Source organism: Pseudomonas sp. Irchel s3f10 (assembly GCF_900187515.1).
Taxonomy (GTDB): Bacteria; Pseudomonadota; Gammaproteobacteria; order Pseudomonadales; family Pseudomonadaceae; genus Aquipseudomonas; species Aquipseudomonas tensinigenes.
The window spans coordinates 111654-134542 of sequence record NZ_FYDZ01000002.1; the positions used below are offsets into that span (position 1 = coordinate 111654).

At 59.5% G+C, this 22889-nt stretch carries 23 protein-coding genes; 12 read left to right on the plus strand and 11 right to left on the minus strand.

Features of this window, described 5'->3' with window-relative positions; translation table 11 throughout:
• Positions 1-306: 306 nt before the first annotated feature.
• Together CKW17_RS05630 and CKW17_RS05635 are read left to right on the plus strand one after the other, a co-directional pair.
• A complete protein-coding gene (locus CKW17_RS05630) occupies positions 307-867 on the plus strand; it encodes a glycine cleavage system protein R (RefSeq protein ID WP_038358363.1) in 561 nt (186 codons plus the stop codon).
• 10 nt (positions 868-877) lie between these two features.
• Positions 878-1351, plus strand: coding sequence for a peroxiredoxin (locus CKW17_RS05635; RefSeq protein WP_095119107.1), 474 nt, complete (start codon positions 878-880; stop codon positions 1349-1351).
• Positions 1352-1487: 136 nt separating this feature from the next.
• On the opposite strand, the gene CKW17_RS05640 is transcribed toward CKW17_RS05635, so the two are convergent.
• Together CKW17_RS05640 and CKW17_RS05645 are read right to left on the minus strand one after the other, a co-directional pair.
• Entirely contained in the window at positions 1488-2558 is a 1071-nt protein-coding gene (locus CKW17_RS05640) for an AI-2E family transporter (protein ID WP_095119108.1), read from the minus strand.
• 30 nt (positions 2559-2588) lie between these two features.
• Positions 2589-2828, minus strand: a complete 240-nt coding sequence (locus CKW17_RS05645; RefSeq protein WP_095119109.1) for a sulfurtransferase TusA family protein — start codon at positions 2826-2828, stop codon at positions 2589-2591.
• Positions 2829-2926: 98 nt separating this feature from the next.
• Here CKW17_RS05645 and CKW17_RS05650 point away from each other — a divergent pair, with 98 nt between their 5' ends.
• A complete protein-coding gene (locus CKW17_RS05650) occupies positions 2927-4360 on the plus strand; it encodes a M48 family metalloprotease (RefSeq protein WP_095119110.1) in 1434 nt (477 codons plus the stop codon).
• 81 nt (positions 4361-4441) lie between these two features.
• Here the strand turns inward: CKW17_RS05650 and CKW17_RS05655 are convergent, their stop codons facing one another.
• From CKW17_RS05655 to rpoE, 4 genes are all read right to left on the minus strand, one after another.
• A complete protein-coding gene (locus CKW17_RS05655; protein WP_095119111.1) occupies positions 4442-5875 on the minus strand; it encodes a DegQ family serine endoprotease in 1434 nt (477 codons plus the stop codon).
• A gap of 210 nt (positions 5876-6085) precedes the next feature.
• A complete protein-coding gene (locus CKW17_RS05660; RefSeq protein WP_095119112.1) occupies positions 6086-7051 on the minus strand; it encodes a MucB/RseB C-terminal domain-containing protein in 966 nt (321 codons plus the stop codon).
• Between the two features lie 8 nt (positions 7052-7059).
• The gene (locus CKW17_RS05665) at positions 7060-7647 is read right to left on the minus strand and encodes a sigma-E factor negative regulatory protein (RefSeq protein ID WP_007911408.1); all 588 of its coding nucleotides are present in this window, start codon (positions 7645-7647) and stop codon (positions 7060-7062) included.
• A 30-nt stretch (positions 7648-7677) separates the two neighbouring features.
• Positions 7678-8259: an RNA polymerase sigma factor RpoE gene (rpoE, locus tag CKW17_RS05670; protein ID WP_003172477.1), complete on the minus strand. Its 582-nt coding sequence runs from the start codon at positions 8257-8259 to the stop codon at positions 7678-7680.
• A 557-nt stretch (positions 8260-8816) separates the two neighbouring features.
• On the opposite strand from rpoE, the gene nadB reads away from it, so the two are divergent.
• The gene (gene nadB, locus CKW17_RS05675; RefSeq protein WP_095119113.1) at positions 8817-10433 is read left to right on the plus strand and encodes an L-aspartate oxidase; all 1617 of its coding nucleotides are present in this window, start codon (positions 8817-8819) and stop codon (positions 10431-10433) included.
• Here the strand turns inward: nadB and CKW17_RS05680 are convergent.
• Both CKW17_RS05680 and CKW17_RS05685 read right to left on the minus strand, forming a co-directional pair.
• Positions 10402-10854 carry a protein YgfX gene (locus CKW17_RS05680; protein WP_095119114.1) on the minus strand — a complete coding sequence of 151 codons (453 nt, stop codon included), beginning with the start codon at positions 10852-10854 and terminating at the stop codon, positions 10402-10404. The two genes, nadB and CKW17_RS05680, sit on opposite strands and share 32 nt — an antisense overlap.
• A complete protein-coding gene (locus CKW17_RS05685) occupies positions 10838-11092 on the minus strand; it encodes a succinate dehydrogenase assembly factor 2 (protein WP_007911418.1) in 255 nt (84 codons plus the stop codon). Before CKW17_RS05685 ends, CKW17_RS05680 begins: the two co-directional genes overlap by 17 nt.
• A 150-nt stretch (positions 11093-11242) precedes the next feature.
• Between CKW17_RS05685 and CKW17_RS05690 the strand changes: the two genes are divergently transcribed.
• Positions 11243-12184, plus strand: a complete 942-nt coding sequence (locus CKW17_RS05690) for a folate-binding protein YgfZ (RefSeq protein WP_095119115.1) — start codon at positions 11243-11245, stop codon at positions 12182-12184.
• A 35-nt stretch (positions 12185-12219) separates the two neighbouring features.
• Positions 12220-13041 (plus strand): HDOD domain-containing protein, encoded by an 822-nt coding sequence (locus CKW17_RS05695; protein ID WP_016984704.1) that lies wholly within the window; start codon positions 12220-12222, stop codon positions 13039-13041.
• Positions 13042-13148: 107 nt separating this feature from the next.
• Here CKW17_RS05695 and CKW17_RS05700 read toward each other — a convergent pair whose 3' ends face one another.
• Together CKW17_RS05700 and CKW17_RS05705 are read right to left on the minus strand one after the other, a co-directional pair.
• Positions 13149-14534, minus strand: a complete 1386-nt coding sequence (locus CKW17_RS05700; protein WP_095119116.1) for a sensor histidine kinase — start codon at positions 14532-14534, stop codon at positions 13149-13151.
• Entirely contained in the window at positions 14527-15198 is a 672-nt protein-coding gene (locus CKW17_RS05705) for a response regulator (protein ID WP_007911422.1), read from the minus strand. Before CKW17_RS05705 ends, CKW17_RS05700 begins: the two co-directional genes overlap by 8 nt.
• A 236-nt stretch (positions 15199-15434) precedes the next feature.
• Here CKW17_RS05705 and CKW17_RS05710 point away from each other — a divergent pair, with 236 nt between their 5' ends.
• Genes CKW17_RS05710 through CKW17_RS05730 form a run of 5 tightly spaced genes read left to right on the plus strand, consistent with a single transcriptional unit; the run spans position 15435 to position 20816 of the window.
• Complete coding sequence (locus CKW17_RS05710; RefSeq protein WP_095119117.1) at positions 15435-16727, plus strand: OprD family porin; 1293 nt, start codon at positions 15435-15437, stop codon at positions 16725-16727.
• 53 nt (positions 16728-16780) lie between these two features.
• Positions 16781-17758 (plus strand): tripartite tricarboxylate transporter substrate binding protein, encoded by a 978-nt coding sequence (locus CKW17_RS05715; RefSeq protein WP_095119118.1) that lies wholly within the window; start codon positions 16781-16783, stop codon positions 17756-17758.
• A gap of 56 nt (positions 17759-17814) precedes the next feature.
• Positions 17815-18273, plus strand: a complete 459-nt coding sequence (locus CKW17_RS05720) for a tripartite tricarboxylate transporter TctB family protein (protein WP_095119119.1) — start codon at positions 17815-17817, stop codon at positions 18271-18273.
• A gap of 1 nt (position 18274) precedes the next feature.
• Positions 18275-19789: a tripartite tricarboxylate transporter permease gene (locus CKW17_RS05725; RefSeq protein WP_007911435.1), complete on the plus strand. Its 1515-nt coding sequence runs from the start codon at positions 18275-18277 to the stop codon at positions 19787-19789.
• On the plus strand, positions 19782-20816 hold the full coding sequence (locus tag CKW17_RS05730; RefSeq protein ID WP_095119120.1) for an AbrB family transcriptional regulator: 1035 nt from the start codon (positions 19782-19784) through the stop codon (positions 20814-20816). The genes CKW17_RS05725 and CKW17_RS05730 overlap by 8 nt, the downstream gene beginning before the upstream one ends.
• Before the next feature lie 85 nt (positions 20817-20901).
• Here CKW17_RS05730 and ung read toward each other — a convergent pair whose 3' ends face one another.
• Positions 20902-21594 (minus strand): uracil-DNA glycosylase, encoded by a 693-nt coding sequence (ung, locus tag CKW17_RS05735; protein ID WP_026000577.1) that lies wholly within the window; start codon positions 21592-21594, stop codon positions 20902-20904.
• 132 nt (positions 21595-21726) lie between these two features.
• On the opposite strand from ung, the gene CKW17_RS05740 reads away from it, so the two are divergent.
• Positions 21727-22839, plus strand: coding sequence for an enoyl-CoA hydratase/isomerase family protein (locus CKW17_RS05740; protein ID WP_095119121.1), 1113 nt, complete (start codon positions 21727-21729; stop codon positions 22837-22839).
• Positions 22840-22889: the final 50 nt, after the last annotated feature.

The following is a 22889-nucleotide window of genomic DNA, read 5'->3' on the forward strand; positions in this document are numbered from 1 at the left end:
GAGAGCGGTAATGGTACTGGCGCCAAGATGCTTGCACAAGCGAAGTACTGCGCTGCTGCCATTCCCCTTGGCGCCGCTTTTCGCTACCCTTCAGACTTTGATCGGTACTGATCAGCTTGTACGCCGGGTTCCAGCCTCCCTTTTCGGCCTCCCAGACCCCGTTCCTGCGTCGCATCGGCGCGCTCCCGCTATAGTGGAGCGAGCCGCGAGCTTGCCGGGCCTCTTTGTACGGACCGCCAGAACAGGCACTCCCCGGCAGCCAACGCGCGTAAACCTACCGACCGCTCATCGCTTTAGGAATGCTGCATGTCCACCCCCACAGTTCGCGAACAATTCCTTGTCATCAGTGCCCTTGGCGCCAACCCCATGGAGCTGACTAACGTCCTGTGCCGCGCCAGCCATGAAAATCGCTGCGCCGTGGTTACTTCGCGCCTGACTCGCCACGGCGAGTGCAGTGCGCTGATCCTCGAGATCTCCGGCAGTTGGGACGCCCTCGCCCGCCTGGAGGGCAGCCTCCCGGGCCTGGCCAAGAAACATGCCTTCACGGCTAACGTGGTGCGCAGCGCGCCGCTGGAAAATCGTCCGCAGGCGCTGCCTTACGTGGCCTATGTCAGCTCGGCGTATCGTCCGGACATCATCAATGAGCTGTGCCAGTTCTTCATGGACCACAACGTCGAGCTGGAAAACCTGACCTGCGACACCTATCAGGCGCCGCAGACCGGCGGCACCATGCTCAACGCCACGTTCACCGTGACCCTGCCGGCCGGCACCCAGATCAGCTGGCTGCGCGACCAGTTCCTCGATTTCTCCGATGCGATGAACCTGGATGCACTGATCGAGCCTTGGCGCCCACAAAACCCAATGTAAGGAAGCTTTCATGGCCGTTGTCATCGACCAACCGGTTGCCGATTTCGAAGCACCTGCCACCAGCGGGCAGACCGTCAGCCTGTCCGCCCTGAAGGGCAAACAAGTGGTGATCTACTTCTACCCGAAGGACAGCACCCCGGGTTGCACCACCGAAGGCCAGGGCTTTCGTGACCAGTACGCCGCGTTCAAGGCTGCCAACACGGAGATTTTCGGTATCTCACGCGACAGCCTGAAGTCCCATGAGAACTTCAAGTGCAAGCAGGAGTTTCCATTCGAGTTGATCAGCGACAAGGACGAGGCCGTTTGCCAGTTGTTCGACGTGATCAAGTTGAAGAAGCTGTACGGCAAGGAATACCTGGGCGTTGATCGCAGCACGTTCCTGATTGATAAGGACGGTGTTCTGCGTCAGGAATGGCGCGGTGTGAAAGTGCCGGGGCATGTGGATGCCGTATTGGCTGCTGCTCAGGATTTGAACAAGGCCTGATGGTTTTGCGTCATTTTTACTGACGCTTTCGCGAGCAGGCTCGCTCCCACAATAAACCGTGCTTGCATTGGCAACTCGGTCAATGTGGGAGCGAGCCTGCTCGCGAATAGCCTTCCTGCAAAGTCTGGATCAACCGTTACAGTAGCGGCGCCACCACCGGCTCCTTGCGCGGCCACGCATCCAGCACCGCCTTGAACAGCGTCGCCAGCGGGATCGCAAAGAACACCCCCCAGAATCCCCACAACCCGCCAAACAACAGCACCGCGCAGATGATTGCCACCGGGTGCAGGTTGACCGCCTCCGAGAACAGCAACGGCACCAGCACGTTGCCATCCAGGGTCTGGATGATTCCGTAGACCGCCATCAGATAGATGAACTGATCACTCCAGCCCCACTGGAACAATGCGATCAACAGCACCGGCACGGTCACGACCACAGCGCCGACATACGGCACCACCACCGACACACCGACCAGCAACGCCAGCAGTGCGGCATAGTTGAGACCGAGCGCGACGAAAGCGATATAGGTCACGCCGCCGCAAATCACGATCTCGATGACCTTGCCACGAATGTAATTGGCGATCTGCCGGTTCATCTCCTGCGCGACCCGGGTGATCAGCGCGCGCTCGCGTGGCAAGTAGCCTCGCACCCACTCACCGATCATTGCCCGATCTTTAAGGAAGAAAAACACCAGAATCGGCACCAGCACCAGATAGATCATGATGTTCACCAGCAGCGGCAGACTCGACAGCGAGAATGTCAGCGCCCACTGGCCGAACTTGCCAATCTCGCCACGTGCCGCTTCGATGGCTTGCAAGACTTGTTCATCGGAAACCAGATGCGGATAACGCTCCGGCAGCAACAGCAGCAGCGATTGCCACTTGGCAAGCATGCCCGGCAGCTCATTGAACAGAGTAATCAACTGATGCCAAAGTAACGGCAGCACCACGACGATAAACAGCATCAGCACGCCCATGAACAGCGCAAACACCAACCCTACCGCCACGCCACCCGGCACGCGCAGCCGTTCCAGCGTGACCACCAGGCCCTGCATCAGATACGCCAGCACCATCCCTGCCAACACTGGCGCGAGCATCCCGCCGAGGGTCAGCACGGCCGTGAAGGCGAGAAACAGCAGCACCGCCAGCACCACGGCTTCTTCATCGGAGAAGTAGCGCTGAATCCAGTCGCGTAACACTTTGAACATCAATAATCCTTAGATTTAACGCTGTCGGTTTCAGGCCTTTTTCAACCAGTAACGGTAGACGCCTGCTTCGTCTTCTTCGCGCAGCAGCGTATGACCGGCCAATCTGGCAAAGGTGCGAAAGTCGCGCTGCGAGCCAGCATCGGTGGCGATTACCTTGAGGACGGCGCCACTCTCAAGTTTGTTGAGTTCCATTTTTGCCTTGAGCAACGGCAACGGACAATTCAGGCCACTGGCGTCCAGTTCCACGTCATGGGCTACAGCGTCAGTCATTGCGTCACTCCGGTTCGGGTCGTCGAGCTGCCTAGAATATCTGGTCGCAGCTCCGGTGTCCGGCTACAGTAAGGTCTTTGTCTTCTAAGGCTTTGTGCATGACTTTTCTGCGCCCTACCCTGCTGACGCTCGCTTGCCTGCTCGCCTCACCAGGCTTTGCCGACGATCTGCCGTCACTCGGTGACGCCAGTTCTGCCATTGTCTCGCCGCAACAGGAATATCAGCTCGGTCGTGCCTGGCTGGCCATGTTGCGCAGCCAGGTTTCACAACTCAACGACCCGCAGCTCAAGGACTACGTCGAATCCAGCGTCTATAAGCTGGTAGAGACCAGCCAGGTCACTGACCGGCGCCTCGAATTTATCCTGATCAACAGCCCGCAACTGAACGCCTTCGCGGCGCCGGGTGGTGTGGTCGGGGTCAACGGCGGTCTGTTTCTCAATGCGCAGACCGAAGGCGAATACGCCTCGGTACTGGCGCACGAACTGGCTCACTTGTCGCAACGCCACTTTGCTCGTGGCGTCGAGGCCTCGCAGCGGATGCAGGTGCCGATGATGGCCGCGCTGCTGGCCGGGATTGTCATTGCGGCAGCCGGCGGCGGTGACGCCGGGATCGCGACCATTGCCGGCACTCAAGCGGCGGCAATCCAATCGCAACGCACTTTCTCCCGGCAGAACGAACAGGAAGCTGACCGCATCGGCATTCTCAATCTGGAAAAAGCCGGGTACGACCCGCGCTCGATGCCGACCATGTTCGAACGCTTGATGCGTCAGTATCGCTTCGACGCCAAACCACCGGAATTCCTGCTGACTCACCCGGTGACCGAATCGCGTATTGCTGACACCCGCAACCGTGCCGAACAGGCCAAACAGGGCGGTATCGAAGACTCCAAGCGCTATCAGTTGATTCGTGCGCGCGTGCAATTGATCTACGAAGAAACTCCGGGGCTGGGCGGCAAGCGCTTCCGTGCGCAGTTGGACGAGAACCCGCAGAACGATGTGGCTCGTTACGGGCTCGCCATCGCCCAGATCAAGGGCGGCCAATTGAATGAAGCGCGGGAGAACCTCAAACAGCTTTTGGCCAAGTCACCCAACGAGATCATCTACAACCTCGCTCAAGTCGATCTGGACATCACCAACAATCGCCTGCCTGACGCACAGTCGCGGGTAGACCGGATGCTTACGCAGTATCCGGGCAACTATCCGCTCAATCAGGTGCGCGTTGATCTGCTGCTGAAACAGAATCGCGCTGCCGATGCCGAGAAGGCACTCGAAGGTCTACTCAAGTCACGCCCGGATGATCCGGACGTCTGGTATCAGGTCGCCGAAACCCGTGGCTTGTCGGGCAACATCATCGGCCTGCACCAGGCTCGTGCCGAGTACTTCGCACTGGTTGGCGATTATCGTCAGGCAATTCAGCAGCTCGATTTTGCCAAGCGCAAGGCTGGCAGCAACTTCCCGCTGTCCTCACGCATCGATGCCCGCCAGCGTGAGCTGATGGAGCAGGAGCGGATGATCAAGGACATGATGGGCTGATCGTTACCCGCCACGACAAAAGCTTCAGGCATAAAAAAACCGCCTCTATCGAGGCGGTTTCTTTTTTACCCTGCCGCTGGATTATTCAGCCAGCTTGAAGGTGATGAAGCTGGCGCGACCTTGACGCAGAACGCGCATCGACACCGAACGATTCTTCGGCAGCGCCTTGGCGATCTCGCCGAACTCCTTGCTGGAGCCGATGGCCTGGTTGTTCAGGTGCGTGATCACGTCACCTGGCTGCAGACCGATCAGGGCCGCAGGACCGTCCTGCACTTCCTTGATCACCACACCACCTTTGAGGTCGTAGGTTTTCTTCTGCTCGGCGGTCAGCTCACCCACAGCAACACCAAGACGGTTGCTGGTGGTTTCAGCGCCGGACTTCGGCAGTGCATCCAGTTCTTTGTCTTCGTCCGGAATGGCGCCAACGGTCAGCTCGACGTTCTTGCGCTTGCCTTCACGAATCACTTCCAGATTCGCTTTGGCGCCAGCCTTCAGTGCGCCGACCAGATGCGGCAGGTCAGCGGACATAACGATCGGCTGGCCATTCATGCTCAGAATCACGTCACCGACTTGCAGGCCGCCCTTGGCTGCCGGGCCGTCATCCTGAATCTGGGCAACCAGCGCGCCGGCCGGTTTATCCAGACCGAACGACTCGGCCAGATCCTTGTTCACTTCCTGGATGACTACACCCAGCCAGCCTCGGCTGACTTTGCCACCGCTCTTCAGTTGATTGGAAACATCCATCGCGACATCGATAGGAATCGCAAAAGACACACCCATGAAGCCGCCGGAGCGGGTGTAGATCTGCGAGTTGATGCCGACCACTTCACCGTTCAGGTTAAACAGCGGACCACCGGAGTTGCCCGGGTTGATCGGCACGTCAGTCTGGATGAACGGCACGTAATTTTCATTTGGCAGACTGCGGCCGACAGCACTGACAATGCCCTGAGTCACGGTATGGTCAAAACCGAATGGCGAACCGATTGCCACGACCCACTGACCGGCTTTCAGGTCCTGGGACTTGCCGAGCTTGAGCACCGGCAGGTCCTTGCCCTCGATTTTCAGCAGCGCCACGTCGGACCGCGGGTCGGTGCCGATCAGTTTGGCTTTCATTTCACTGCGGTCGGCGAGGCGGACGAGGATTTCGTCGGCATCGGCAATCACGTGATTGTTGGTGAGGATGTAGCCATCGGAAGAGATGATGAAGCCCGAGCCCAGCGACTGCGCTTCACGCTGACGACCACCGCCGCCCGGCGAACGCTGCTGAGGCGGCATGCCACGTTCGAAGAACTCGCGCAGCATCGGCGGCAGACCTTCGAGGTCAGGCATCTGCTGGTTCACTTTGCGATCCGGCAGCTTCTGCGTGGTACTGATGTTCACCACGGCTGGCGAAGCTTGTTCGACCAATTGGGTGAAGTCAGGCAGATCGGCCGCTTGCGCAGCAGGCACCGCCTGACCGAGCAACAGCACGGTGGCGAAAATGGAGAGATAAGATTTCAAACTTGGTATCGACATACAGCTCCCGTTACGACGAGCAGGGTTAAGCGATATGGAGCAAGGAACACCGGAAACCACCGACCGGCATTTTTGTTCCAGGAACAACAAACAAGGCCAGAGCCGTGAGGCTCTGACCTATAAAAAATTTTCGGGGTATTTGCAAATGAAAATGCTCAGCAAACATTTCATCTACGTCTCGATGAATAGGTGGTAATGATTGAAATCAGCTCACTGCTTGCTGGTCGCAGCGCCATCGGTATTACGCATCGACAGAGCAATTCGTTCGGCGGTGCCAATCGGAATCTCGCCAACCACCGTGACCATCATTTCGCCCTCGGGGGTAGTCAGGCGACGAGAAACGGCGACAGTCGGGCCAAGTTGAGTCCGGGTATCGGTCACTGTTGCACCGTTCAACGGCTCAAGGAACACCGAGAAACGCGCCAGACCATCGTCATACAGCAAGCTGTTGACCTGGGTCTTGGTTTCCGGATCTTTGTGCGAGGTGCTGCTGGTCAATTCAAAACCCGGCGGCAGCCATTCAGAGTGCCAGACCTGAGCGGTCTTGACGGCCGAAGCCTTGTCGCTGTCGAGCGTAATCGCTTTACAGTCGGCGTCGGCCTGCAAGTCTTTGTCCGAAGGGACGTCATCAGTATCAAGACTGGTGAACTGGAAACGTTCGAGCAACTGCCCCTTGTCGTTCAGCAGTAACGACTTCAGTGGCAAACCCGTTTTCCTGTCCAGATGCAATTCAAAACCGTAACGATGCTGATCGCGAGGCGTCAGCGATACAATCACTGCGTCTCGCCCGGCCACGCGCGATTTGCCGATGACGGCAAGGTCATACCAGTTTTTCAGCTTTTGCGGATCGAGAGGACGAGCGGCTGAGTTGGGAGAATCCCCCAGCCCGGCAATCAGGGTGCCGCTGACGCATTGAGTATGTCCATCAATGCGCACGACTTCCTGTGCCGAACCGTCGAGCTGGAGTAAACGCTCGCGGACCTGGCCATTCTGGACGCGATGCCAGATGTTATGGGTAGAAAAGCTACCGTTACGCTCGTAAACGAATGTGCCGTGAAAGCTTTGCTGCTGCTCGGCCTGGCCCAGACGGGTCAACCAGTCCTGGGCCTCATCAGCTTGGGCTGGAACAACGAACCAGCCACTGAGCAGAAGCGAAAGTAGAGGTATGGCGCGCATGATCCTCCTTATCGGTTTTCCAGACTTGCTGCACGTGCGTATGGCAGTGCGCTTTCAGTGCCTTTCAGTGCAGCCTGTTGAGCGTGCTGTCGCAGGTAACCTGGCAGACGCTGATCATGCCAGCCTGGTTGACCTTGCAATACGCCATTGGCCATTGGGCCAGTGGCTTCCGAACTCTCACTATAGCCTGCCAGAACAGCCGGACCTTTGACCTGTGGGGTCGCCAGGGTTGGCTGATTGGATTGCTGAGCCAGTTCGACGCCAGCGATTTCGTCCTGGTTGTACAGGCGAACACCGGCCAGCACGGCAACAGTTACCGAGGCTGCAACAGCCAGACGGCCGAGGTTGCGCCATGGGCTGCGAGATACTTTGGCCGGAGCCGTTTCGTCTTCCAGTGCAGCAGACACTGCCGCAGCGATATCCAGACGTGGCAGCAGCAAATCCTTGTGCATGGCTGCCCGAGCGATCTGGTAACGAGCCCAGGTCTCACGGGTTTCTACGTCGTCCAGTGCATTGAGCACCCGACGCAATTCCAGTTCGTCCGCTTCGTTATCCATCACTGCGGACAGCGATTCCTGCAGGGCTTCACGACTCATGGCGTTCCTCTCTTGGCTGTCGCCGCTGTCTCAGTTTTCCTGCAACAACGGCTGCAGGGCTTTATCGATGGCCTCCCGAGCGCGGAAAATCCGGGAGCGCACGGTACCCACCGGACATTGCATGACGCTCGCAATGTCCTCGTAACTCAGACCATCGAATTCACGTAAAGTTAAAGCCGTACGCAAATCCTCTGGCAGTTGCTGGATGGTTCGATGGACGGTGCCTTCGATCTCATCCCGCAGCAGTGCACGTTCTGGTGACTCGAGATCCTTGAGGCCGTGATCGCCATCATAGAACTCTGCATCCTCGGAACTTACATCGCTATCCGGCGGCCGGCGGCCGCGTGAAACCAGGTAATTCTTTGCCGTGTTGATGGCAATACGGTACAGCCACGTATAAAACGCACTGTCGCCGCGAAAGTTTCCAAGTGCTCGATACGCCTTGATAAAGGCTTCCTGAGCCACGTCCTGGGCTTCATGGGTGTCGTGCACAAAACGCACGATCAACCCGAGAATCTTGTGCTGATACTTCAGCACCAACAGATCGAAAGCTCGCTTGTCGCCGCGTTGAACGCGCTCGACCAGCTGCTGATCCTCTTCCTGGGTTAGCATGAACACTCCTCGATAAGCCCGAAGGAGACTTGCATAACTAAACGACCAGACTTGCAAACATAGACTCGGGCTTTTCGCAAAAGTTCTCCCCCTCCAGGCAAGTTTCCTGCGGGCTCTGATTTGGCACGCACGAAAAACGCAGCTCGGGATAAACCGGCTGCGCGAATAATCTTGTCATCGGTTTCGCCGGCAGGAATCCAACCACAGATTCCGCACTGAAGCCGACACTGTCCCTTATCTCTGGCACCGACTATTGATCTTGGGCCTTTGGCAAAAGTTCCAATTATTTATAGCCGTCGCCACCCGACATTGGGCAACCCTGTGCAGAAAAAGTCTGTTTCAGCGCCGATACAGTCGCCTTTTCCCCCAACATGGGAAAAAAACTTCCGACGAAGCACCCGTTTTTCCCGTCACAGTAGTTTCACAATGCCATATCGGCGCGGCTATTGTGCCGTCCCCCCCCTCTATATACTAGTGGGCTGTGTGGCTGTCTTGACTCGCCGATCCAGCTGTCTTGCGCCACCCCCGACCCGGGTCGCTTTGAGCGGAATCCTGTAATGAGCCAACAATTCCAACATGATGTTCTGGTCATAGGCAGCGGTGCTGCCGGTTTGAGTCTCGCGCTGACCCTGCCGGGTCATTTGCGCATTGCCGTATTGAGCAAAGGCGATCTGGCCAACGGTTCGACCTTCTGGGCCCAGGGTGGCGTCGCCGCCGTGCTCGATGACACTGATACTGTCGAATCCCATGTAGAGGACACCCTCAACGCCGGTGGCGGGCTGTGCCATGAAGACGCCGTGCGTTTCACCGTGGAGCACAGCCGTGAAGCCATCCAGTGGCTGATCGACCAAGGCGTACCCTTCACCCGCGACGATCAGTCAGGCACTGAAGACGGCGGGTTCGAATTCCATTTGACCCGAGAAGGCGGCCACAGCCATCGGCGCATCATCCACGCCGCTGATGCTACCGGCGCAGCGATTTTCAGAACCCTGCTGGCCCAGGCCAAAGAGCGCTCGAACATCGAATTGCTGGAGCAGCGGGTTGCCGTTGATCTGATTACCGAACGCCGTTTAGGCATGGACGGCGAGCGCTGCCTCGGCGCCTATGTACTCAATCGCAAAACCGGCGAGGTCGACACCTACGGCGCACGCTTCGTGATTCTGGCCTCCGGAGGTGCCGCCAAGGTCTACCTCTATACCAGCAACCCCGACGGCGCCTGCGGTGACGGCATCGCCATGGCCTGGCGCTCGGGCTGCCGGGTGGCGAACCTGGAATTCAACCAGTTCCACCCGACCTGCCTGTATCACCCGCAGGCCAAGAGTTTTCTGATTACCGAAGCCCTGCGCGGCGAAGGCGCGCATTTGAAGCTGCCCAATGGCGAACGCTTCATGTCCCGCTTCGACAAGCGCGCCGAGCTGGCACCACGCGACATCGTCGCCCGGGCCATCGACCATGAAATGAAGCGTCTGGGTGTCGACTGCGTCTATCTCGACATCAGCCACAAACCCGAAGCGTTCATCAAAAGTCACTTCCCGACTGTTTATGAGCGCTGTCTGGGGTTCGGCATCGACATCACCAAACAGCCGATCCCGGTCGTACCCGCCGCGCACTACACCTGCGGTGGCGTGATGGTCGATCAACAAGGTCGCACCGACGTGCCGGGCTTGTACGCGATTGGCGAAACCAGCTTCACCGGCCTGCACGGCGCCAACCGCATGGCCAGCAACTCGTTGCTGGAATGCTTTGTCTATGCCCGTTCGGCAGCAGCCGACATCCTCGCGCAACTGGACGATGTCGCCGCGCCAAGCGCCCTGCCCGCCTGGGACGCCAGCCAGGTCACCGACTCCGACGAGGACGTGATCATCGCGCACAACTGGGATGAACTGCGGCGATTCATGTGGGACTACGTCGGCATCGTGCGCACCAACAAGCGCCTGCAACGGGCGCAACACCGCGTGCGTCTGCTGCTGGACGAGATCGACGAGTTCTACAGCAACTATAAAGTCAGCCGCGATCTGATCGAGTTGCGCAATCTGGCGCAAGTCGCCGAACTGATGATCTGCTCAGCCATGGAGCGCAAGGAAAGTCGCGGCCTGCATTACACCCTCGACTACCCGGACATGCTGCCCGAAGCACTCGACACTATTCTGGTGCCACCCACCTACGTCGGCTGAACTTGAGCCGTACTCGCAGACGTCGGTGCATATCCGCCGTTTGCGAGTCCCGTGGCACGCAGACCGATCTGACCCGCCATTCCCCGCGCAGACGAAAACGCAGCACCACGATCAAGGGCAGCGCGAGGCTGTCAGGACGCAGCTGCGCCGCTTGCCAACCATCCGCCTGATTCCACACCTGCCAACCATCGGCGTCCCGACGCAATCCACGAAACGCCTTGGGATGATTCAACAGAATCTGCCTTGGCAACGCCCAAAAGCCATGCAGCAGACAGCCAAAAGCCCCGAGCACGCTGGCCCAGAGTGGAATCGAAAGCAGAAACAAAGCACCCAGTGCGAACGCCTGGGCCAACAGATACGCCGCCAGCAACTGCCGCGAGGCATGCCAGCGGCATTCGAACGTGTTACTTGGGCTGGACACGATCCAGGATCATGCGAACCATGCGCTGCAGTTCCGGATCTTCAGACTCGCTGCGCTCCATGAACCAGCCGAACATGTCCTGATCCTCGCACGTCAGCAAACGCACATACAGATCGCGATCCACCTGGTTCAACGTCGCGTAAACCTCCTGCACGAACGGCACCAGCAACACGTCAAGCTCAAGCATGCCGCGACGGCTGTGCCAAAACAGGCGATTCAGTTCAACTTGTTCGACCATGGAGCCCTCCTCAAATTTGCCGGCAAGTATACAGCCCTGGCGCGGGTCGCACAGTCGGCTTTGGTCGGGCACCACCGATCCTTTATCAACTACCCATTTCACCAACGCGCCCTTATGATGTGCCCCAGTCTATTTACCCTGCGAAGACCCATGGCCGATTCTGCTTTTTTCTGCACCCTGTCTCATGAAGGCGTTCTCGCGGTTCGCGGCGCGGATGCCGGAAAATTCCTGCAAGGCCAGTTGACCTGCAACCTCAATTACCTCAGCGACAGCCGCGCCAGCCTCGGCGCCCGCTGCACGCAGAAGGGCCGGATGCAGTCGAGCTTCCGCATTCTGCTCGAAGGTGACGGCGTGGTGCTGGCGATGGCCAGCGAACTGCTGGAGCCGCAACTGGCGGACCTGAAAAAGTACGCGGTGTTCTCCAAATCGAAACTGACCGACGAAAGTGCCGCTTGGGTACGTTTTGGCCTGGAGCATGGCGATAACGCCTTGACCAGCCTCGGTCTGGACCTGCCGGCAGAAACCGACAGCCTCGTGCGTAATGAAAGCCTGATCGCGATTCGCATCTCGCCGAATCGCGCCGAACTCTGGGCACCGGCCGATCAGGCTGACGCGATCAAAGCCAAATTGTCCGCGGCCCTGCCTGAAGCCGAGCTGAATCAATGGCTGCTGGGTCAGATCCGCGCCGGTATCGGTCAGGTCATGCCCAGCACCCGCGAGCTGTTCATCCCGCAAATGCTCAATCTGCAGGCCGTTGGCGGCGTGAGTTTCAAGAAAGGCTGCTACACCGGCCAGGAAATCGTTGCGCGCATGCAGTACCTGGGCAAACTCAAACGTCGTTTGTATCGCTTGAGCCTGGACGCTGCTGATTTGCCGGAACCTGGCACACAACTGTTTGCGCCGAGCCACAACAGCGCCATCGGCGAAGTGGTGCTGGCCGCCAACGCCGGGCAAAACATTGAACTCCTGGCGGTGCTGCAGGCCGAAGCTGCCGAAGCCGGTGATTTGCATCTGGGCACCCTCGAAGGTCCCGCGCTGCATCTGCTCGACCTGCCTTACGAACTGGATCGCGACCGCGAAATCCAGCGCTGATCGCAGCATTTGTTGCAACACCCTAGAGAGTTTAAATGAGCGAACTGGCGGAAAAAGTCCAACAGGATTTGGTTGAGGCCATCGATAACGATGACCTGGTTCTGCCCACGTTGCCGGAAGTGGCCCTGCAGATTCGCAAGGCCGCTGAAGACCCGGAAATCAGCGTCAGCGACCTGAGCAAAGTGATCGGCCGGGACACGGCGCTGTCGGCGCGCCTGATCAAAGTGGTCAACAGCCCGCTGCTGCGCGCCGCACAGGAAGTCACCGACCTGCACACCGCCATCACCCGGCTGGGCATCAACTACAGCAGCAACCTGGCGATCGGTCTGGTGATGGAGCAGATTTTCCACGCCCGCTCCGAAGTGGTCGAGCAGAAGATGCGCGAAGTCTGGCGCAAGAGTCTGGAAATTGCCGGGGTCAGTTATGCGCTGTGTCGCCGCTACACCCAGCTCAAACCCGATCAGGCAGCGCTCGGCGGGCTGGTGCATCAGATTGGCGTGCTGCCGATTCTGACTTACGCCGAGGATCACTACGAACTGTTGTCAGACCCGGTCAGCCTCAACCATGTGATCGATCACATTCATCCGTTGCTGGGCGACAAATTGTTGCGCGTCTGGGAGTTCCCGGAGCGACTGGTGGAATTGCCGGGGCGCTATCAGGACTTCAAGCGCGATTCGACGGCCATTGATTACGTCGATCTGGTGCAAGTGGCGAGCCTGTATTGCCACAAGGACACGGATCATCCGTTTGCGCGGATTGATCCAATGACTGTTCCGGCGTTCAGAAAGCTCGGGATTGATCCTGAGAACAAAGCGCTGTGTGAAGATCTGGAAGAGTCGCGGACGATGTTTTACTGATCCGAGACCTTATTGTGGCCATCGCGAGCAGGCTCACTCCTACAGGAGAACGCATTCCAGTGTAGGAGTGAGCCTGCTCGCGATGAGGCCAACAAAAACACTGCAAGTCACCCGGCAATAAAACTGACCCGCACCTTCAACCCCGCCTGCTCGCCATCGTGCAAAGTGATCTGGGCCAAATGCGCCCGGCAGATCTCGCCGACAATCGCCAGCCCCAGCCCAGAACCTGCCACCTGCTGATTACGCCGGTAGAAACGTTCGAACACCCGATCGCGCTCTTCCAGCGGAATCCCCGGCCCATCATCTTCTACCTCAAGCACCGCCGGAGCGGTCACGCGCAAAATGACGTTACCGCCCGGTGGCGTATGCGCCAAAGCGTTGTCCACCAGATTGCTCAACAACTCGTTCAGCAACGTCGGCTCACCGCGCAGCCAGACGGGTTCGTCCGCCTCCAGCGCCAGCGCCACCCCGCGCTTGTGTGCCAATGGCGCCATGGCCATGCCCAATTCCCGGGCCAACTGACTCAGATCGAGCAACTGTGCGCCGCCCTCGGCAATCGCCCGGGCACCGTTTTCGACGCGCGCCAGCGACAGCAACTGATTGGCCAGATGGGTCAGGCGATCGGTGCTTTGCGCCGAGGATTCCAATGTCGTGCGCCACGTCTCGGGTTCGTTCGAGCGCAGGCCCAATTCAAGCCGCGCCTTCAGCGCCGCCAATGGCGTGCGCAACTCATGGGCCGCATCGGCGATGAACTGCGCCTGTCGTTCGAACTGACCACGCAGACGCTCGGTGAAATGGTTGAGTCCGCGCACCAAGGGCCACAGCTCATGCTGCACTTCAACCAATGGCAGCGGGCGCAAGTCGTCGGGCTGACGTTCTTCCACCGCCGTGCGTAAACGCTCCAGTGGTCGCAACGCAGCACTGACCGCGAACCACACCAACAGCAACGCACCGATCGCCAACATACCCAAACGCAGCAACGTATCCGCCGCCAGACTGCGCGCCATGCTCACCCGCGCCTCGTCGGTTTCGGCGACGCGGATTTCCGCCATGCCGTTCATGTTCGGTTCGGTCACTGCTTTCAGCAGGCTGACCACGCGTACGTTTTGCCCTTTGTAGGTGGCGTTGTAGAAACGCGCCAATGCGGGATAGCTGTCGGTGCGCGGCGTCCCCGGCGGCGGCCCGGGCAGGTTCTCATAGCCGGAAATCAGCTTCTGATGGATGTCATTGACCTGATAGTAAATGCGCCCGGCGCTGTCATAAGCGAAGGTGTCGAGTGCGACGTAAGGCACATCGGCACTCAGTGTGCCGTCACGTTGCGACAGCCCCGCCGCGATGGTCCGCGCCGAGGCCAGTAACGTGCGATCGTATGCCGTGTCGGCGGCTTCGCGACCGTTCCAGTACGCGCTCAATCCGCTGGCGAGCATCAACACCACCAGCAGCAACGCGAGGTTCCACAGCAAGCGCCAGCGCAGGCTGCTGGGCTTATGCATCGCGGCTTTCCAGCAGGTAACCAAGACCACGGAAAGTCACGATGGCGACGGGTTGGCCATCGAGTTTCTTGCGCAAGCGGTGCACGTAGATTTCGATGGCGTCGGGGCTGGCTTCTTCGTCGAGGCCGAACACCTGGGACGCCAGTTGCTCCTTGCTCATCACCCGCCCCGGCCGGGCGATCAGAGCTTCCAGCACCGCTTGTTCGCGAGAGGTCAACGTCAGCAATTCTTCGCCAAGGGTGAAACGCCGGGTGTCGAGGTCGTAGGCCAGCACGCCGCAGCGCTGCTGGCGTTCACCACCCAACACACTGCGGCGCAACAAGGCTTTGACCCGTGCTTCCAGTTCAGTCAGTTCGAATGGTTTGGCGAGGTAATCGTCGGCACCGAGATTAAGGCCGTGGACGCGATCCTTCACATCGCTGCGCGCGGTCAGCATCAGCACCGGCAGATTCTTGCCGCGAGCGCGCAAACGCGCGAGCACCTCAAAACCGTCCATGCGCGGCAGGCCGACATCGAGGATCGCCACGGCGTATTCCTCACTGCCCAGCGCCAGATCGGCGGCCACGCCATCGTGCAACACATCCACGGTCAGACCGGTGCTCTTGAGCGCCTGAGCGACACTTTCGGCCAGTTGCAGATGGTCTTCGACGAGCAGGACACGCATGGATTTTTACCTCGTTCAGGGATGGCCAACGCCACGCTTTGCCGCGGAGTTTACAGCCGCAACCGCCGCTGTGAAGCCCGAAAACCTTGAAAGTCTGCTGAAAGGTTAGCGAAAGGTTAGCTGGTTACAGTCGGCCCACGGACAGTTCCGACTGCCGTCGCTGATGCCACACAGCGCAAAGAAAAACGCCTCGAAGCGTTTTCGACCAATAAGAACAATAAACGGAGTACACCCGCATGCCGTCCATGCAGCCTCAGGCGTCCACGCCTGTTCGCCCTTCCCATTTCAGCCACACCGCCCTCGTCAGTGCCGCCGCCCTTGCCGGTTTTTCGCCGTTGAGTTTTGCCGATTTCATTGAAGACAGCAGCGCCACCTTCGAAACCCGCAACATGTATTTCAACCGCGACTTTCGCGATGGCACCAGCGCCCAGCAATCCAAGCGTGACGAATGGGCTCAGGGCTTCATGCTCAATCTGCAATCGGGCTACACCGATGGCACCGTGGGGTTCGGTGTCGATGCTTTAGGCATGCTCGGGGTCAAACTCGATTCAAGCCCGGACCGCACCGGTACCGGCCTGCTGCCGACCCACGATGACGGGCGCGCCGCCGATGAATACTCGAAAGTCGGCCTGACCGGCAAAGTAAAAATTTCCGCCACCGAGCTGAAAATCGGCAGCCTGATTCCTGAACTGCCGATCCTCAAACCCAACGACGGGCGCATTCTGCCGCAGACCTTTGAGGGCGGCTTGCTGACCTCCAAAGAGATCAAGAACCTGACCTTCACCGGCGGCCGTCTGGAGAAAGCCAAGGATCGCGACAGCACCGATTTCGAAGACATCGCCCTGAACAACAAGAACAGCCGTTTCGCTGGTACCGCGGCCGGCAAACACTTCGACTTTGGCGGCGTCGACTACAAGTTCACCGACAAAATCACCGGCAGTTACCACTTCGCGCAACTCGACGAAGTCTATAACCAGCACTTCTTCGGCCTGGTTGCTTCGCGGCCGATGGGCCCGGGCACGTTTGCCACTGACCTGCGTTTTGCCGTCAGTGATGATCAGGGCGCGGCCCGTGGCGGCGAGATCGACAACCGCTCGCTCAACGGTCTGGTCAGCTACGCGCTGAGCGGGCACAAATTCAGCGCCGGTTATCAGCACATGTCTGGCGACAGCGCTTTCCCTTACGTCGATGGCAGCGACCCGTATCTGGTCAACTTCGTGCAGATCAACGATTTCGCCGGCGCTGAAGAGCGCTCCTGGCAGGCTCGCTACGACTTCGACTTCGCCAAGCTCGGCATTCCAGGCCTGAGCTTCATGAGTCGTTACCTGAGCGGTGACAACATCAAGCTCAAGAACGGTGAAGAAGGCAAGGAGTGGGAACGCAACACCGAGATCAAATATGTAGTACAAAGCGGCGCCTTGAAGGATGTCGCCGTGCGTTTGCGTAATGCCACTTATCGCTCCAACTACTCGGCTCGCGATGCAGACGAAGTGCGTTTGCTGGTGAGCTACAGCGTTGCACTTTGGTAAATGCCCGTAAGTGAAAAACACGTCGAATAACAACAATGCCCGTGGAGAATCGAATGAACCTGTCACTGCGTAAAGTTGCACTGGCCGCCAGTTGCATCCTGTTTGCCGGCCAACTGATGGCCGAACCGAAACGTCCGGAATGTATCGCACCGGCCTCCCCCGGCGGTGGTTTCGACCTGACCTGCAAACTGGTGCAGAGCGCACTGGTCAACCAGAAACTGCTGAGCAAACCGATGCGTGTGACCTACATGCCCGGCGGTGTCGGCGCGGTGGCCTACAACGCCGTGGTCGCGCAACGTCCGGCGGATGCCGGCACGCTGGTGGCGTGGTCGAGCGGTTCGCTGTTGAACCTGGCCCAGGGCAAGTTCGGTCGTTTCGATGAAACCAACGTGCGCTGGCTCGCAGCCGTTGGCACCAGCTACGGCGCCATCGCCGTGAAAAGCGATTCGCCCTACAAGACCCTCGACGATCTCGTTCAGGCACTGAAGAAAGATCCAAGCTCGGTGGTGATCGGTTCCGGCGGTACTGTTGGCAGCCAGGACTGGATGCAAACCGCACTGATTGCCAAGGCTGCCGGGATCAACCCGCGCGACCTGCGTTACGTGGCGCTTGAGGGTGGCGGCGAAATCGCCACGGCGCTGCTCGGCGGCCACATTCAGGTCGGCAGTACCGACATTTCCGACTCCATGCCGCACATCCAGAGTGGCGACATGCGCCTGCTCGCCGTGTTCGCCGACAAGCGTCTCGACGAGCCGGAAATGAAAGACATCCCGACTGCTCGCGAGCAAGGCTATGACATTGTCTGGCCAGTAGTGCGCGGCTTCTACCTCGGGCCAAAAGTCAGCGATGAAGACTACGCCTGGTGGAAAGACTCGTTCGACAAACTGCTGGCCTCCGATGAGTTCGCCACGCTGCGCGATCAGCGTGAACTGTTCCCGTTCGCCATGACCGGCCCGGAACTCGACACCTACGTGAAGAAGCAGGTCGCGGACTACAAAGTGCTGGCCAAAGAGTTCGGCCTGATCCAGTGATCGTCCCTGTCTAGCGGCTGCGTTCCCGCTGACGGGGACGCGGCACAGGAGCTCCCATGCTTATTCAACGCATTTTCGCCTCCGTGCTGTTGCTGGTTTGTGCCGGCCTGGCACTGATGGCGTGGCCGTACCAAGCGGCTTTTTCCTATGAACCGGTCGGCCCGCGTGCCTTCCCGCTGCTGATGCTCGGCCTGATGGGCGCGGCGCTGCTGTACATGGTGTTTCGCCCGGCGCCGATCAAGCACAGCGATGACGAGCCGCCACTGGATCGCGAAACCCTGACCAAGATTGCCATTTGCGTCGCACTGCTACTGGTGTTCGCCGGCCTGTTCGAACCGCTGGGTTTCATCCTCAGCAGCATCCTCATCGGCATTCCGATGGCGCGCCTGTATGGCGGTCGCTGGATGCCGAGCATCGTGGTGACCACGCTGATGGCCATCGGTCTGTACCTGCTGTTCGACCGTGTGATGGACGTTCCGCTGCCCCTTGGCCTGCTCGACGTGCTGGAGAACTGATATGGATACCCTCGGTTATTTGGGTCAAGGCTTCGGCGTCGCGCTGAGCCCGTACAACCTGGTCACAGCCCTGACCGGCACACTGATCGGCACCGTCGTCGGCCTGCTTCCGGGCCTTGGCCCGATCAATGGCGTGGCACTGCTGATCCCGATCGCATTTGCGCTCGGCCTGCCGCCGGAGTCGGCATTGATCCTGTTGGCAGCGGTGTATCTGGGCTGCGAATACGGTGGCCGGATCAGCTCGATCCTGCTGAACATCCCGGGCGAAGCATCGACCGTGATGACCACCCTCGACGGTTACCCGATGGCCCGCAAAGGTCTGGCCGGTGTGGCGCTGTCGCTGTCGGCGTGGAGTTCGTTTATCGGCGCGTTTATCGCCACCTGCGGCATGGTCCTGTTCGCCCCGTTGCTGGCGAAATGGGCGATTGCCTTCGGCCCGGCGGAATACTTCGTGCTGATGGTGTTTGCGATTGTCTGTCTCGGCGGCATGGCCGGGGATCGACCGTTGAAAACCTTTATTGCGGCATTGATCGGCCTCTTCCTGTCGAGCGTCGGCATCGATGCCAACAGCGGCGTTTACCGCTTTACCGGCGACAACATTCACCTGACTGACGGCATTCAATTCGTCGTGCTGGTGCTGGGTCTGTTCTCGGTCAGTGAGATTCTGTTGCTGCTGGAGAAAACCCATCGCGGCCAGGAAGCGGTGAAAGCCACCGGGCGGATGATGTTCAACTTCAAGGAAGCGTCGTCGGTGTTCGTGGTGAACATCCGTTGCGGTCTGCTCGGTTTCATCATGGGTGTATTGCCGGGTGCCGGCGCGACGCTGGCCAGCGCCGTGGCCTACATGACCGAAAAACGCATCGCTGGTGCGAGCGGCAAATTCGGTCAGGGTGATGCCCGTGGCCTTGCCGCGCCGGAAACCGCCATCGGTGCTTCGGCCTGTGGCGCACTGGTGCCAATGCTGACGCTGGGCGTTCCAGGTTCGGGTACCACGGCGGTGATGATCGGCGCCCTGTCGCTGTACAACATCACCCCGGGCCCGCTGCTGTTTCAGCAACAACCGGACATCGTCTGGGGGCTGATCGCCTCGTTGTTCATCGCCAACATCATGCTGGTGATCCTCAACATCCCGATGATCCGCATCTTCACCCGCATCCTTGCCGTGCCGAACTGGGCACTGGTGCCGGTGATCGCGATCATCACCGGGATCGGCGTCTACGCGGTGCACGCCACCACGTTCGACCTGTTCCTGATGGTCGGCATCGGCATCTTCGGTTACATCCTGCGCAAGCTCGACTTCCCGTTGTCGCCGGTGTTGCTGGGCTTCATTCTCGGCGGCTTGATGGAGCAGAACCTGCGTCGTGCGCTGTCGATTTCCAACGGTGCGCTGGAGATCCTCTGGTCGAGCCCGATCACCTTCGGTGTCTGGGTGCTGACCGCGATCATGCTGCTGATGCCACTGCTGCGCATCTGGCGCAAACGTTCGGTCGCGCGTCGCGCCATCGCCGATGTTTGATCGCGCCTCACTGAAATCCTGGTGGGGTACCCCGCTGGTCGGTCTGCTCGGCGGTTACCTCGCCAGCCAGATCGGCTGGCCACTGCCGTGGATGGTCGGCTCGTTGCTGGCGATCATCCTCGTGCGCTGCCTGACCCCGTGGCAACTCACCGAAATCCCTGGCGGCCGCAAGTGCGGCCAGTGGATTGTCGGCATCGGCATCGGCCTGCACTTCACCCCGGTGGTGATGGAGCAGGTGCTCAGTCATTTCGGTTTGATCTTCTTCGGTGCGCTGGTCACCAGTGTCTCGGCGGTAGTGGGCGTGTGGTTGATGCGCCGTACCGGTGAGGATCGCGCCACCGCATTTTTCTCAAGCATGCCGGGCGGTTCCGGGGAGATGGTCAACCTCGGCGCGCGCAATGGCGCGATGCTCAGTCATGTCGCGGCAGGACAGAGTTTGCGGGTGCTGGTGGTGGTGCTGTGTGTGCCGGCAGCGTTCAAGTACCTGCTCGGCGATGGCAATCCGATTTCTCATGCCGGCAGCGTCGATTGGCGCTGGCTGGCGATTCTGTTTCCGGCGGGCGGTCTGCTCGCCTGGCTCTGGCAGCGTTTGCGCCAACCCAATCCGTGGCTGTTCGGGCCGTTGCTGGTGAGTGCGGCGGTGAGTATTGGCTGGGATCTGCACATTGGCTTGCCCAATGGCGGCAGTCAGATTGGCCAGTGGCTGATTGGCAGCGGTTTGGGATGTCACTTCAACCGGCAGTTTTTCCGCCGAGCGCCTTCATTCATGGGGCGGACGTTGATCGGCACGGCGTTGACCATGTTGATCGCGACGTTGGCGGCGTTGGGGCTGAGTGCTTTGACTCATCTGGATTTGCGTTCGCTAACGCTCGGCATGATGCCCGGCGGGATTGCCGAGATGAGCCTGACGGCGGAGACGCTGCAACTGTCGGTGCCGCTGGTGACAGCGATGCAGGTGATGCGGTTGTTGTTTGTGCTGTTCCTGGCGGAGCCGTTGTTCAAGTATTGGAATCGTAATCCCGAGTAAAACCGAGCTGCCCCCATCGCGAGCAGGCTCACTCCTACAGGGGAGCGCATTTCAACTGTAGGAGTGAGCCTGCTCGCGATGCTTTTTAGATCGACGGCAAACGCCACTCGATCGGCGTCTCGCCATTCTGTTCGAGAAACTTGTTGGTCCGGCTGAAATGCCCGCAACCCAGGAACCCGCGATAAGCCGACAGCGGCGACGGATGCACCGACGTCAGCACCAGATGCTTGGTCGCGTCGATCAGCTTCTGCTTGCTCTGCGCATGGGCGCCCCAAAGCATGAACACCAGATGCGGCTGGCGCTCGCTGACCAGTTCAATGATCCGATCAGTAAAGAACTGCCAACCCTTGTCCTTGTGCGCATTGGCATTGGCGCGCTCGACGGTCATGGTGGTGTTGATCATCAGCACGCCCTGATCGGCCCAGCTCTGCAGGTAACCGTGATTGGGAATGTCGATGTTGAGGTCGCGTTTCAACTCCTTATAGATGTTGACCAGCGACGGCGGTGCCGGCACGCCCGGTTGCACCGAGAAGCACAAGCCGTGGGCCTGGCCCGGGCCGTGATACGGGTCCTGGCCGAGGATCACCACCTTCACTTTATCCAGCGGCGTCGAGTTCAAGGCATTGAAAATCATCGGCCCCGGCGGATAGATTTCCTTGCCGGCCGCCCGCTCCTGCTGCAGAAACTGGCGCAACTCTGCCATGTAAGGCTGGTCGAACTCAGCACGCAGTGCCTCCTTCCAGCTCGGTTCGAGTTTGATACGGTCGTCAGCAGTCATGGTCATACCCGGCAAAAACAATGGGGCGAACCCTAGGAAAGCCGACCACGCTTGTCAATTGATCTGATGCAGATCCGGCACTTTCCCACACAACGATCATACTGATCGTTCAAATTCCCGATCGAGGTCACGATGAATCTGCACTTCGAAGAACTCACCGGCACCGACGGCGCCCGCATCGGTATCGCCAGCCTCGATGCTGAAAAGTCGCTGAATGCGCTGTCCCTGCCGATGATCAACGCCCTCAGCGACAAGTTGAACGCCTGGGCCAAGGATCCGCAAATCGTCTGCGTGCTACTGCGCGGCAATGGCGCCAAGGCCTTCTGCGCTGGCGGCGAGGTGCGCAGCCTGGTTGAGGCCTGTCGCGCCCATCCCGGCGAAGTACCACCGCTGGCCGCGCAGTTTTTCAGCGCGGAATATCGTCTGGATTACAGCCTGCACACCTATCCGAAACCGTTGATCTGCTGGGGCCATGGTTACGTGCTCGGTGGCGGCATGGGCCTGTTGCAAGGTGCCAGTACGCGGATTGTTACGCCGAGCAGCCGCCTGGCGATGCCGGAAATCAGCATTGGTTTGTATCCGGACGTCGGCGCCAGTTGGTTTCTCGCCCGGCTGCCGGGCAAGCTCGGTTTGTTCCTCGGCCTGACCGGTGCGCACATGAACGCTCGTGATGCGATCGATCTGGACCTGGCCGACCGCTTCCTGCTTGACGAACAGCAGCCGCAATTGATCGAAGGCCTGCTGCAGCTCAATTGGCAGGAACAGACAGACGTGCAACTCAACAGTTTGCTCAAGGCGTTGCAGCAGGAAGCCGTGGCGCAGATGCCCGAGGCGCAGTGGCTACCGCGTCGCCAGCAGATCGACGAACTGCTCGACGTCAGCGACGTGGCCTGCGCCTGGAAAGCCATCAGCCTGCAGCGCGACAGCAGCGATCCGTTGATCGCACGGGCAGCGAAAACCATGAGCGAAGGCTCGCCGCTGACCGCGCATCTGGTCTGGGAACAGATCATCCGCGCCCGGCACATGTCGCTGGCCGAAGTCTTTCAGATGGAATACACCCTGAGCCTCAATTGCTGCCGGCATCCGGAGTTCAGCGAAGGGGTTCGCGCACGGTTGATCGACAAGGATCAGAAGCCGCACTGGCATTGGCCGGATATCAATAACGTGCCAGATGCGGTGGTCGAGGCGCACTTTCACAAGGTATGGGAGGGGCGGCATCCATTAGCGGATCTGACGCAGTATTGAACTGACGCGATGCTCGCGATGACGACTGGATTCCCATCGCGAGCTGGCTC

What these genes read in the sequence shown, in the direction of transcription:
- CKW17_RS05730 (WP_095119120.1), top strand. Translation starts at nt 19,782, where the DNA reads ATGTTTGATCGCGCCTCACTGAAATCCTGGTGGGGTACCCCGCTGGTC.
- CKW17_RS05645 (WP_095119109.1), bottom strand. Translation starts at nt 2,828, where the DNA reads ATGACTGACGCTGTAGCCCATGACGTGGAACTGGACGCCAGTGGCCTG.
- CKW17_RS05705 (WP_007911422.1), bottom strand. Translation starts at nt 15,198, where the DNA reads ATGCGTGTCCTGCTCGTCGAAGACCATCTGCAACTGGCCGAAAGTGTC.
- CKW17_RS05635 (WP_095119107.1), top strand. Translation starts at nt 878, where the DNA reads ATGGCCGTTGTCATCGACCAACCGGTTGCCGATTTCGAAGCACCTGCC.
- CKW17_RS05690 (WP_095119115.1), top strand. Translation starts at nt 11,243, where the DNA reads ATGGCCGATTCTGCTTTTTTCTGCACCCTGTCTCATGAAGGCGTTCTC.
- CKW17_RS05650 (WP_095119110.1), top strand. Translation starts at nt 2,927, where the DNA reads ATGACTTTTCTGCGCCCTACCCTGCTGACGCTCGCTTGCCTGCTCGCC.
- nadB (WP_095119113.1), top strand. Translation starts at nt 8,817, where the DNA reads ATGAGCCAACAATTCCAACATGATGTTCTGGTCATAGGCAGCGGTGCT.
- CKW17_RS05630 (WP_038358363.1), top strand. Translation starts at nt 307, where the DNA reads ATGTCCACCCCCACAGTTCGCGAACAATTCCTTGTCATCAGTGCCCTT.
- CKW17_RS05685 (WP_007911418.1), bottom strand. Translation starts at nt 11,092, where the DNA reads ATGGTCGAACAAGTTGAACTGAATCGCCTGTTTTGGCACAGCCGTCGC.
- CKW17_RS05660 (WP_095119112.1), bottom strand. Translation starts at nt 7,051, where the DNA reads ATGCGCGCCATACCTCTACTTTCGCTTCTGCTCAGTGGCTGGTTCGTT.
- CKW17_RS05655 (WP_095119111.1), bottom strand. Translation starts at nt 5,875, where the DNA reads ATGTCGATACCAAGTTTGAAATCTTATCTCTCCATTTTCGCCACCGTG.
- CKW17_RS05640 (WP_095119108.1), bottom strand. Translation starts at nt 2,558, where the DNA reads ATGTTCAAAGTGTTACGCGACTGGATTCAGCGCTACTTCTCCGATGAA.
- ung (WP_026000577.1), bottom strand. Translation starts at nt 21,594, where the DNA reads ATGACTGCTGACGACCGTATCAAACTCGAACCGAGCTGGAAGGAGGCA.
- CKW17_RS05700 (WP_095119116.1), bottom strand. Translation starts at nt 14,534, where the DNA reads ATGCATAAGCCCAGCAGCCTGCGCTGGCGCTTGCTGTGGAACCTCGCG.
- CKW17_RS05740 (WP_095119121.1), top strand. Translation starts at nt 21,727, where the DNA reads ATGAATCTGCACTTCGAAGAACTCACCGGCACCGACGGCGCCCGCATC.
- CKW17_RS05725 (WP_007911435.1), top strand. Translation starts at nt 18,275, where the DNA reads ATGGATACCCTCGGTTATTTGGGTCAAGGCTTCGGCGTCGCGCTGAGC.
- CKW17_RS05665 (WP_007911408.1), bottom strand. Translation starts at nt 7,647, where the DNA reads ATGAGTCGTGAAGCCCTGCAGGAATCGCTGTCCGCAGTGATGGATAAC.
- CKW17_RS05715 (WP_095119118.1), top strand. Translation starts at nt 16,781, where the DNA reads ATGAACCTGTCACTGCGTAAAGTTGCACTGGCCGCCAGTTGCATCCTG.
- CKW17_RS05710 (WP_095119117.1), top strand. Translation starts at nt 15,435, where the DNA reads ATGCCGTCCATGCAGCCTCAGGCGTCCACGCCTGTTCGCCCTTCCCAT.
- CKW17_RS05695 (WP_016984704.1), top strand. Translation starts at nt 12,220, where the DNA reads ATGAGCGAACTGGCGGAAAAAGTCCAACAGGATTTGGTTGAGGCCATC.
- CKW17_RS05720 (WP_095119119.1), top strand. Translation starts at nt 17,815, where the DNA reads ATGCTTATTCAACGCATTTTCGCCTCCGTGCTGTTGCTGGTTTGTGCC.
- rpoE (WP_003172477.1), bottom strand. Translation starts at nt 8,259, where the DNA reads ATGCTAACCCAGGAAGAGGATCAGCAGCTGGTCGAGCGCGTTCAACGC.